The 10,055-nt window shown below is 60.1% G+C and carries 13 protein-coding genes; 12 read left to right on the forward strand and 1 reads right to left on the reverse strand.

Annotation, left to right across the window (positions count from 1 at the left end):
* Positions 1 to 316 precede the first annotated feature (316 nt).
* A complete protein-coding gene (locus tag AC630_RS34805) occupies positions 317 to 760 on the reverse strand; it encodes a DUF2721 domain-containing protein (RefSeq protein ID WP_074122931.1) in 444 nt (147 codons plus the stop codon).
* Positions 761 to 1,173: 413 nt separating this feature from the next.
* Here AC630_RS34805 and AC630_RS34810 point away from each other — a divergent pair, with 413 nt between their 5' ends.
* The 12 genes from AC630_RS34810 (at position 1,174) to AC630_RS44595 (ending at position 9,572) form a co-directional block, all read left to right on the forward strand.
* Positions 1,174 to 1,644: a DUF992 domain-containing protein gene (locus AC630_RS34810; RefSeq protein ID WP_283808477.1), complete on the forward strand. Its 471-nt coding sequence runs from the start codon at positions 1,174 to 1,176 to the stop codon at positions 1,642 to 1,644.
* A 124-nt stretch (positions 1,645 to 1,768) separates the two neighbouring features.
* On the forward strand, positions 1,769 to 2,071 hold the full coding sequence (locus AC630_RS34815; RefSeq protein WP_208867085.1) for a hypothetical protein: 303 nt from the start codon (positions 1,769 to 1,771) through the stop codon (positions 2,069 to 2,071).
* Between the two features lie 91 nt (positions 2,072 to 2,162).
* Positions 2,163 to 2,354: a hypothetical protein gene (locus AC630_RS44590; protein WP_143198545.1), complete on the forward strand. Its 192-nt coding sequence runs from the start codon at positions 2,163 to 2,165 to the stop codon at positions 2,352 to 2,354.
* 87 nt (positions 2,355 to 2,441) lie between these two features.
* Complete coding sequence (locus AC630_RS34820; RefSeq protein WP_245330609.1) at positions 2,442 to 3,161, forward strand: outer membrane protein; 720 nt, start codon at positions 2,442 to 2,444, stop codon at positions 3,159 to 3,161.
* A 113-nt stretch (positions 3,162 to 3,274) separates the two neighbouring features.
* Complete coding sequence (locus AC630_RS34825; protein ID WP_245330610.1) at positions 3,275 to 3,964, forward strand: DUF2092 domain-containing protein; 690 nt, start codon at positions 3,275 to 3,277, stop codon at positions 3,962 to 3,964.
* Positions 3,961 to 4,281 carry a hypothetical protein gene (locus AC630_RS34830; RefSeq protein ID WP_074122934.1) on the forward strand — a complete coding sequence of 107 codons (321 nt, stop codon included), beginning with the start codon at positions 3,961 to 3,963 and terminating at the stop codon, positions 4,279 to 4,281. Before AC630_RS34825 ends, AC630_RS34830 begins: the two co-directional genes overlap by 4 nt.
* 179 nt (positions 4,282 to 4,460) lie before the next feature.
* Positions 4,461 to 4,814, forward strand: coding sequence for an HdeA/HdeB family chaperone (locus AC630_RS34835; RefSeq protein WP_074122935.1), 354 nt, complete (start codon positions 4,461 to 4,463; stop codon positions 4,812 to 4,814).
* Between the two features lie 113 nt (positions 4,815 to 4,927).
* On the forward strand, positions 4,928 to 5,887 hold the full coding sequence (locus AC630_RS34840; RefSeq protein ID WP_143198546.1) for a helix-turn-helix domain-containing protein: 960 nt from the start codon (positions 4,928 to 4,930) through the stop codon (positions 5,885 to 5,887).
* 129 nt (positions 5,888 to 6,016) lie between these two features.
* Positions 6,017 to 6,763 carry an outer membrane protein gene (locus AC630_RS34845; protein WP_074122937.1) on the forward strand — a complete coding sequence of 249 codons (747 nt, stop codon included), beginning with the start codon at positions 6,017 to 6,019 and terminating at the stop codon, positions 6,761 to 6,763.
* Positions 6,764 to 6,852: 89 nt separating this feature from the next.
* Positions 6,853 to 7,509, forward strand: a complete 657-nt coding sequence (locus AC630_RS34850) for a hypothetical protein (RefSeq protein ID WP_502691577.1) — start codon at positions 6,853 to 6,855, stop codon at positions 7,507 to 7,509.
* Between the two features lie 460 nt (positions 7,510 to 7,969).
* Positions 7,970 to 9,079: an HlyD family secretion protein gene (locus AC630_RS34855; RefSeq protein ID WP_074122938.1), complete on the forward strand. Its 1,110-nt coding sequence runs from the start codon at positions 7,970 to 7,972 to the stop codon at positions 9,077 to 9,079.
* A 61-nt stretch (positions 9,080 to 9,140) separates the two neighbouring features.
* Positions 9,141 to 9,572 (forward strand): hypothetical protein, encoded by a 432-nt coding sequence (locus AC630_RS44595; RefSeq protein WP_143198547.1) that lies wholly within the window; start codon positions 9,141 to 9,143, stop codon positions 9,570 to 9,572.
* Positions 9,573 to 10,055: the final 483 nt, after the last annotated feature.

Genomic DNA, 10,055 nt, shown 5'->3' on the forward strand with positions numbered 1-10,055 from the left:
AATACGTTGATCTCGCATCCTTGAACCGCGCTCGCTCGGGCAAAGCAACGGATCTTCGATCCTCATCCTTCTAACCCAAAACACTTCGGATACCCCCGCAACATTTGGATGCCTGAGAGAGATCGCACGAACGTAACATCGCCGTTAAACTGGTAAGTCGAAATTCTAGATTGCATACAACTTCCGATTAATGAAACTACTATTTCGAAACCGAAAGGGCAATCCTCGCGTATTGGCGCATCCCGCTCCCGATAGGTCTCGGCTATCACGGGAAATGATGGATGGGCGGCGCGCCCTGGCGTTTGAATTTCGTTTGCTACGGGCTTCGGCTTGGTTTGTGATGGCTGAGGTCATGCAGTGACAGGCGGGCCTCGCGGACCAGATCCACCAGCGAAAGCGTGAAGAAACTCAACGCAATAACAAAGAGCAGGGCAACCCCGTATTCATGCCGAAACTGGAAGAAGGTGGAGACGAACGCCAGGATCACCAGGAGCGATGTGACAATCGCGCTGATCGTCGAAAGAACGATCGCCTTGTTCAAAAGCACGGCCCGGCGCCTGAGGTGCGGCACCTCGGGGTGCGTCCGGGAAGTGTCGTCGTCGATTGTAGCATGCAGTGTCTGTAGCCTGTCGACGATGCGGTTCATGCGCCCGATCAGAACCGAAACGAAAGCTGCAACTGCGCCAAGGAGAAATGCTGGCGCCGTCACCTGCGAAATGACCTGCGACAGGTGCGCGGCGGTCGGTGTGTCGATCAGCATCGCGATGCCTTCTTTCGCGAACCAGGTACGCGCGGCGCGACTTGCAGGCGCGGTGGGGACGTAACGCTTGGATTGAAAACCGAAATAGCGCGCGCCCTCGAGATCGACTATGCAATTTCGGCAAAGTTACCGCTGGCTTATCGTAAGTCCTTGTCCAGCCTCGTCGTTCCCGCCTATGCCGGGCAAACGCGCGCATGCGCAAAGCGGCTCGCCCATGTGACTCTCACCCCGTCATTCAGCCGTTGAAGGCGCGATTTTTCGCTTACGGCAGGTTCAGCGCGCCGATTTTGCATAGTCTCATCGGCTTCGCGCATGCTTAGTTGCGAAAAGCAGAGGGCGGTTCAGGACCAAGCGCCTGCCCGCGATTAACGAGGTTTTGCGTGATGATGGGGAAGCGAATGCGTGCACCAATTATGGCTGTCCTCTGCGCCCTCGGCGCATGGTCTGGCTCTGCGTCTCCCGCAGGCGCCCAACAGGCATCGTGGACCCAGATCGGCATGCTGGGGTGCAAGGTCGACCCCAGCATCGGGTTTGTCATATTTGGCCATCAATCGATGTCATGTCGCTTTACACAAAACCCGCCGTTCCCGACTCAACTCTATGAAGGTGCACTCAACACCGTCGGAATCGATATCGGCGTTTCGGCCGGAGGCGCACTTGCTTGGGCGGTTCTTGCCCCGACGGCAGGTCCTCCGGTTGGAGCTCTCGCCGGCGAATATGTCGGGGCGTCAGGTGATATCGGCCTCGGCTTGGGCGCCGGCGTCAATGTTCTTGTCGGTGGCTCGGGGCGGTCATTTGCGTTGCAGCCCGTTTCCGTAGAGGGATCAGTTGCCATCAATGTCACCGTCGGCCTTTCCGGCCTGCAGCTGCGTCCGGTCTATTGAAGCTCCGCGCCTTTTGGCGCGACGGGATGGGACGCGGCTCCAGTTCGTGGTGCCGAAAGCGCGTGGTGGAGGCGAGCTCGCGGAGATAGGCGAGCCCACAGGGAAAACAAATCGGAAAACCCCGGTGCCAGCTGACCTCCCGAAAACATGGTATGTTTCGTTTGAGGTGCCGAAGAAGGTGCGCAAAGCATCGGCGCAACGACGTTCGAGACAGAGTGAGAGCTTTCCGACCGAACTCGACGCCCAGAGGTTTGCTCGCCAGAAATTCGAGCTAGGATATATCGTGACCGCGGGCACCATCAATCCCTGCACACCGCGACGGGCAATACCCTCGACGCTCATTGGCCATTGGCTTGCGGAAATGTCCGAGTTGCCATTTGTCGAGCCGGCCTCATTCGAGGACACCAAAGAGGCAGATCTGCCGTAGGAGCCGCCGCGATGCGGCGCCCTATGCATTGGCAGATTTTGCATAGACCGTTCCGGCGTATTGGCGGGCGTTGAATGCGCGCGAGTGCATGATGACGTTCGGCAAAGTTGAATCAGACCAAGAGCGCCCGGTCACCGCTCAACATCACTGGATTGTCAGAATCTGCATATTCGTCAACCCTTACGCCTTGCACCAAGAGGCCGTTCGCGAAGGTGGGCCTGCAGTCATCATCGATGGCGTGATGCATGGGCTGCGGCAACTTGGCCACAGTCGGGAAAACTGAAAGCATGCGTCAGATTCTGCATAGCGGGTTGCGCGCGCCAGATGCGATTTGATGCTGCACGAATTTCTTCAATGACTCAGGTGGGCAATGAACAAGATTGGTAAGTTTGCAGTTGCGATCGCAGCTTCGGGGATGATGGGCGGCTACGCGGCTGCGGCAGACTTGTCGGCGGCGCCCGCCTACAAGGCGCCGGTTTCGGTTGCCGCCGTCTATAACTGGACGGGCTTCTACGTCGGCGTTAACGGCGGGTATGGCTGGGGCAATCAGGACCCGCTGGTGCTGTTCGCCAACAGGTTCGATCGTGCCGGTTTCGACATCAGTGGCGGCATGATCGGCGGTACGTTTGGCGGGCAGATTCAGCAGGGTTATGTCGTGCTCGGCCTGGAGGGTGATTTGGACTGGGCCAACATCAAGGGTTCGTCCGTCGTAACACCCAGCATTCTCGGCCTCGGGCAGGGCGTCACGCTGAACACCTCGTCGAACATCAGTGCGCTGTCGACGGTGAGGGCGCGGATCGGTGTGGCGATGAACAATGTGCTGCTCTACGCCACGGGCGGCGCAGCTTTCGTCAAGTCGAGCGCCAGCGCATCGACCGTCGCAGGCGTACCCTGCGGCACGCTTGGCGTCCTGCCGGATTGTTCGGGCTCGTCCTGGCGTCCGGGTATCTCGGCAGGTCTTGGCGTGGAATATGGGTTCACGCCGAACTGGTCCGTGAAGGGCGAGTATCTCTACACGAAGATCGTCGGCACCGGAGTCAGCTCGGATCGAGTGAATATCGTGCGTGGCGGCGTCAACTACCGATTCTGAACAGGACTCCATCTATGATCACACTCGGTCTTGTTCGGCGCGCCCTCGCGCCCGGCGTTGTCCTCTGCGCGGCCATCCTGGCCGGCGGCGCGCAAGCGCAGGGCGATGGCGCCTTGCAAATCCTGAAAAGAATGTCCGCCTATATCGGCGGCCAACCCACCATCGACGCGACCTTCGATTCGGACATCGAAGTGATCACGAATGATCTGCAAAAGATTCAGTTTGCGAGTTCGGGGCAGGTCATGCTCAGCCGTCCCGACAAACTGCGCGCCACCCGGACAGGGGGCTACGCAGACCTCGAGCTGGTCTTCGACGGCAAGAAGGTGACGGTCCTCGGAAAGCATGTCGGCGCCTATGCCCAGGCGGATTTTTCCGGCAGCGTGGAGCAATTGATCGACAAGATGCGTTCCGATTTCGGCGTCGAGGCGCCGGGTGCCGACTTGCTGCTGCCTCGGTCATTCGATGACCTGATGACAGGTGTATATGATGCCAAACATATCGGCCGCGGTGTCATCGACGGGGTCGAGTGCGAGCATCTCGCCTTCCGTTCGCCTGACACCGACTGGCAGATATGGATCGAAGTCGGAGCCAATCCCGTGCCCCGAAAGTTCATCATTACCAGCAAGGCAGTGACCGGCGCGCCCCAATACATCCTGAGGATCAAGAACTGGAAGACAAATGTCCAGCCGCCGGCGGACGCCTTTGTCTTCAAGCCCGCTGCGGAAGTGAAGCCGGTGGCTTTCGACTCGCTTGGGGGCATCGATGAAGTCCCGCCAGGATCACTCCAGGGAGGAAAGAAATGACATCTTCCATCACCAAGTCCCTGCAGCTCGCAGGAGTGGTCGTCGCCCTGACTGCCGGCCTGTTCGCGAACGACAAGGCGCTGGTTGAACCCGGCTCCTTTGTCACTCAGGCCCATGCGATCATCGGACGGCCTTTGACGCCCTTGAGTTACGCCGGCGTCGCCAGGCGCACGACGGCGCGAGCGGTGACAGCAGGCGCCGTCGCCACGGGAGTAGCGGTCGGCGCGGCCGCCGCCGCGGCCGCGCCGGTTGTTGTCGCACCCCCGTGCGTCCAGGCGGTCGATGCCTATGGCCGCATTTACATGCGCTGCCCCTGATCCACCGGACTGCGCGGCGCACCGCTTCGACTATCCGATAGCGTTGCGCTGATCTTGATCGCGTATCCGGGCCGATGGTTTCAGCCCGGATGCCGGCCGCGAGTGGAGGCGCGCGGATCCGGAAGATCCGGATCGATTGAAATCGCTCCATATCCGATTCATTCCAATGAGGGTTCCCAATGCGTTCGAAACTACTGCTTTCCGTCACTCTGCTGCTTGCCAGTATGGCTTCAGCCAAGGCCCAGGTGCCGCTGTCGTCCTATGTCGATGCGAATGGATTCATTGACGTCCAGAAGCTGACCTGCGCGCAACTCGCGGGGACCTACCAGGAAGACGCCGATGCGCTGACGGCCTGGTACAGCGGTTGGTACAACGGCCTTGCCAAGAAGCATTTCCTCGACCTGCGCAAGGGCAAGCTCACGGAGCATGAAGTCATCGTCTACTGCAAAGCCAATCCCGAAAAACTCATCATCGATGCCATTGCCGTCGTGTTCAAGGCAGAGCGGGAGATGATGGGCATCCAGATGAAGTAGATCGTCTGCGAACGGATCGGCCGCCTGCTGCGACCGATCCGCTCGTGCAGTGTGGCGATCCGCAGAGGCTCCCATCTACTTCACCTGAGCTGCCGCTCTGACGGGGCGGGATCTTGGATTTGAATGATTTCGGGCAATACACCGACGCCATTCAAGGCGCGACGGTGACATTTCTGAAATCCGCCCCGTCCTCGCACCGTTGGGGCGTGAAGTACCTCACATTGAATCGCACGATCCTTCAATTCGGCGCCGATGGTGGCCCGGGGATCGTCCATGGCGTCACTGAGCCGACCTTTACGACGCTGATCATCCAGGCGTCCAACTTCGACGATCGCGTCGTGCTCGATGGCGCGCCATGCCAGGCGTCCGACCTGGTCATTTTCCCTCCGAATTGTCACTTCACCTTTGTTCGCTCCGGTCATGTCGAATGGGTAGCGTGGTCGCTGCCGAGGGAAGAGAGTATCGCGAGGAAGATCCTCCCCGCCGCCACAAATCAGGATTCGCCGAAGAGCGCCAAGCATCTCATCCGGCTGCCAGAGCCGATCGCATCGAGACTGATCGAAGCATCGAGGCAGGCTCTGCGCTCCATCTGCAATTGCGCTCCCACTGACCGGCCCATGATGGCCCGGGACATGGAGCGCGCCTTGATGGATGAGCTGGCTTACGTTTGGGACAATCGCCTGAGCGAAACCGTCCTGCCCAACAAGTACACCCTCTCGTCCGAGCGAATCGTTCTGGAGGCCCTTGAATTCGTTCGGACACGGTCGACGGAAATCATCAACATCACGGATATCGTGAAAGCGACCAAGGTGGAGTACCGAACCTTGCTGCGTGCTTTCGTGCGCTATCTTGGCTTCTCGCCAAAGCATTATCTGAGGCTGCGGCAGTTAAACCTCGTTTACTACGATGTCCGTCGCGGGAGTGGCGCATCGGCCAGGCTCGCAGACATCCTGGCGGCCCATGGCGTCACCGAGTTCGGCAGGTTTGCCGGGCACTACCGGTCGCTGTTCGGAGAATTGCCATCCGAGACATATCGCCGGTCTCGTGCAGTGAAGTCTGGCAATTCGCTGTGAGCTCGGAATGGTGTTTTTGGTGCAACACTGCGGTGAAATGGTCCGAGGTGACAGTTTCTGCATATCGACCGAGACAAGGTCGATGGCAAATGGCGGAGGTGTTTTCCAATTCTATGAGGCTTGCAGGTAATGAAGAAAATCTACTTACTTTCCGCGGCAGCGGTGATGTCCGTTTCGCTCACGGGTATCGCAAAGGCCGCTGACCTTCCGTCGCGGCCCGTCTACAAGGCGGCCCCGATCGCGGTGCCGCTGTACAACTGGTCCGGCTTTTACCTCGGCGCAAACGGCGGGTATGGCTGGAGCAACCAGTGCGTCGATATCACCGCCATCAACGGAATCGGCGGCATCTTCGCTGAAGGCTGCAAGAGCGCCGGCGGCGGCGCCATCGGTGGCCAGGTTGGCTATCGCTGGCAGGCCGGACAGTTGGTGTTCGGTCTGGAAGGACAGGGCGACTGGACCAACATCCGCAACACGCGCGTCAGCCTGCAGAACCCGGCCAATACCTTCAGGTCGACCCTCGACGGCTTGGGTCTGTTCACGGGCCAAATTGGCTATGCGATGGACAACGTCCTGCTCTACGCCAAGGGCGGCGCCGCGGTTGGGAGCCAGAATTTCGGTCTTTACGACACCGCAACCGGCACGGGCCTCGACTTTGCGAAGCGCACCCGTTGGGGTGGCGTCGTGGGTGTCGGCTTCGAGTACGGCTTCTCCCCGAATTGGTCGGCCGGCCTCGAGTACGACTATCTGTGGCGGGTGAGCGACAGCAGCACCTTCGCGACGCCGTCGCTGGCGCCTGTCAATTCGATCACCACCAACACCAAGACTGACGTGAATCTGCTCACGGTTCGCGTCAATTACAAGTTCGGCGGTTACTAATGAAGAAAGGAGGCCGGCCGATTCAGCCGGCCTCCATTCTTTTCCCATCATGCCTCGGCCCGGATGGTCCCTGATTTTGGAGTTGAAACATGCTATCGAATACGATGCGTGCGCTTGCGTTTCTCGGTGCTCTGACGGTCACAAACATGGCCTTGGCGCAAGACACGGCGCCCCAGGCGCCGCTAAAGACGATCGGGGCCACCAAACCCCAGGTCGTTCCATCGCTGATCGTCTTCAACTCCAGAGGCGCGAACCTGCAGTCCGGCAAGCTGGTCCTCGCCGGCGTGGCGCCGAATGCGATCATATTTGCAGATCGGCCGGTTCGCTCGGCCGGTCACGATCTGACCAGCCATATCGTCGAAGATTGGGGATCGGGCAGCGACAATTTTGCAAAGAATCCGCCTAACGCCACGGTGTCCGTATTTCAGAAGGACGGCAGCAGCGTGCGGGATGTCGTCGTCACCTTGAAAAATCCCAAGCTCGAAGGCGATAACCTCGCCTTCGATGTCGATGTTCTCGAAGGCGACATCAAGGGCGCCGATGGCCCTGCCTCTGTCTTTATCGACATCATCGGCCTGCCATTTACGCCGCTTTCATTCGCGGGCGTTGCGCGACGCACGGCCTATCGGGGTGCATTCTATGCTGGAGCGGCCGCGGCGGCCGGCGCTGCGGCAGCCTACGCGTACCACCCGTATTATTATCGGCCGCCGGTTTGCGGATACTATCCCTATCCTCCGTGCTACTAACGGAGTTGCGTAGAATTTGGCCCGGCGTCCTTGCGCCGGGCCAGCTACGGGCTGGCGCGTCTCGCTCCAGGCCTGTCTGGCGGGCGCACGCCGCGGTCGAAGACCCCGCGCAGGCAACAAGCCGGACGCGGCTACAGGCCATCGCTTCGCGCCCAGGGCACAGATTGCCGAATCTGCATAGCGGGTGGCGGCGTTTTCGGTAAATTGGCAAGCGGACGCGAAGACGCTTAGCGTGTCATGCCCGTCCACACGGAAACGAGGTAACCACGCCGTCATCGGTTCGCCGACTGGTGAGGGGACGTAGAGGCCTCCCGGCTTCAAACGCGTCTCGTAGAGATCCGATTTGGGTCGGCTGGATGCGCGGCGACGGAGTCGTGGACGCTAGCATTTAGCCGATACTGCCGTGGCACCGGGCTTATTAGTGTCCAATCCGGTACTCGGCAGTTAGAGGAATTCAATCGTGCTCATCATCCTGACGCTGTACTTGATCCTGGTGTGGCTCGTCTTCTTCAGGCTCAAGTTGGTGCGATGGGGTTGGGCGTCCGGCACAGTCGCAGGGCTGTTCGGTGCCTTCATCCTCGCGGTGTTCCTCGCGATGTTCAACTATCTCACCCCGTCGGGAAGCTTTGTCGTGATTTCCCGCGTCATGGAGGTCACACCGAATGTGTCCGGCGAGGTGATCGAGATTCCGGTCAAGCCCAACGAACCGGTGAAAGCCGGCGCCGTGCTGTTCCGCATCGATCCGGCGCCGTTCCAGTACAAGGTCGACCAACTTGAGGCCTCGCTCGCCCAGGCGCGCCAGCAGGTCAAGCAATTGACGGCCAGTTACGAGCAGGCGACTGCAAATGTCGAGGGGCTGTCCAAGCAGCTCGCCTATCACACCCAGCGGCTTGCCGATTACCGCAAGCTCGTCAGCGAGGACGCGCAGACCGGGTTTCGCCTGCAGGACGTCCAGGTGCAGTACGAAACGGTTGTGTTTCAGCTACAGGCCGCCAAGGCCGCGCAGCTGAATGCGCGGCTGGCTATGGACTCGGAGGTCGGCGGGGTCAACACGACCGTCGCACAGATCCAGGCCCAGCTTGACCAGGCCAAATGGGAGCTCGAGCAAACGACGATCCGTGCCGTCGGCGACGGCGTCGTTACGATCATGGCCCTGGCCGTTGGAGACCGCGCCATGCCGGCGCGATCGGTGATGTCGTTCGTCGTCACGGACGATATCCTCATCGCGGGGATGTTCGCCCCCAATGGATTCAAGACCATCAAGCCCGGCGCGCGCGTCAAGCTGGTGTTCGACGACGACCCCGGCCGCATCCACGAAGCGACGGTCGAGGCCATCCCGCAGGGCGTGGGGCAGGGCCAGATCGCGATCTCGGGTACGCTGGCGCGCGTCGGCTCGATCGGCGGCGCCAAGGTCTATCCGGCTGCCATTTCCATACCGAAAACCATCGACCGCAGTCAGCTCAGGCTCGGCATGCCCGGCACCGCCACCGTGTTCGCGGACAACGCCGGCGTCATCGGCTTGCTGATGTCGATCCTGGTGTGGATCGGCTCCTACACGGCATATTTATAGACGCTTTCCGTTTCAATCCCGCTCGAATCGGTCGTCCATTCAGGCATCCCGGAGGACAAACATGAGTCTTCGATCTGCATGCGCTACTGCAACCATCGTCTCGGTCGTTCTTCTCGCCGAGGTATATTGGGGCGCCCGCGTCTACGCTCAGCAGTCGACGGGCCAATTGTTGATATCATCGGGCTTTGACCCCATCGCCGCCACCACGCCGGAGATGTTGAAACGGCTGATGTCGTTTCCACCCAATCAATTCCAACTGCGGCAAAAGGGCGGGCGTCCCTACTATGTCTACGCCGATCCCTCCGGATGCACCTGTGCGTATGTCGGCAGCGTGGCCGCGATGGACAAATACCGCGCCAGCTATGGCGCATTGCCGGCAGATACGCTCTCAGCAGGTGGCTTTACGGATCCCGAGCAGAACCTGATCAACAGCATGGACAACGACGAGGCCTCGGCCCAGTTCAACAACGACGTGTTCGGTCCGGACTTTTGAGTCCGGACAGCAGTCTTCCTATCGTTGATCGGTAAAGCTGGTTACGCTCCAAGTGCACGCCGGTGCTCAGAAAAATCGCCCGAAACGGAAGCCGACCCTCAATGTTATGGTTAGCCGATTCGACTGGTTCATAGGGAGGCGCTGTTTGTCGGTCCTGAGCTAACCTGGAGGCTGGAATTCCGCCCGTCGGGCAAAACACCCGCCGCCGCCGTCAATCCCTCCCCACAAAAATATTCCACTTTACCGAAATTCGGAAATATCGTATGTATCGCCCATCCCGGCTCACCCTTGAGGGGCGATCTTGTGTCGTCACGTTTCGCGAGCCGGGCTTGCGGTGGACGCGGCAGCGTCGGGCGCGAGAGGCGTGGGCAGGGCGGATTGCTCTCCGTGAGCCCGAGGCTTCGTGCTAGATGAGCGGCGCTGTCAGGTTCGTCTCGCCAGCAATTCCTTGGCAATGTCGACAAGGCCGGGAATATTGCGGCG

The sequence above is a fragment of the Bradyrhizobium sp. AS23.2 genome (assembly GCF_001908185.1).
Taxonomy (GTDB): domain Bacteria; phylum Pseudomonadota; class Alphaproteobacteria; order Rhizobiales; family Xanthobacteraceae; genus Bradyrhizobium.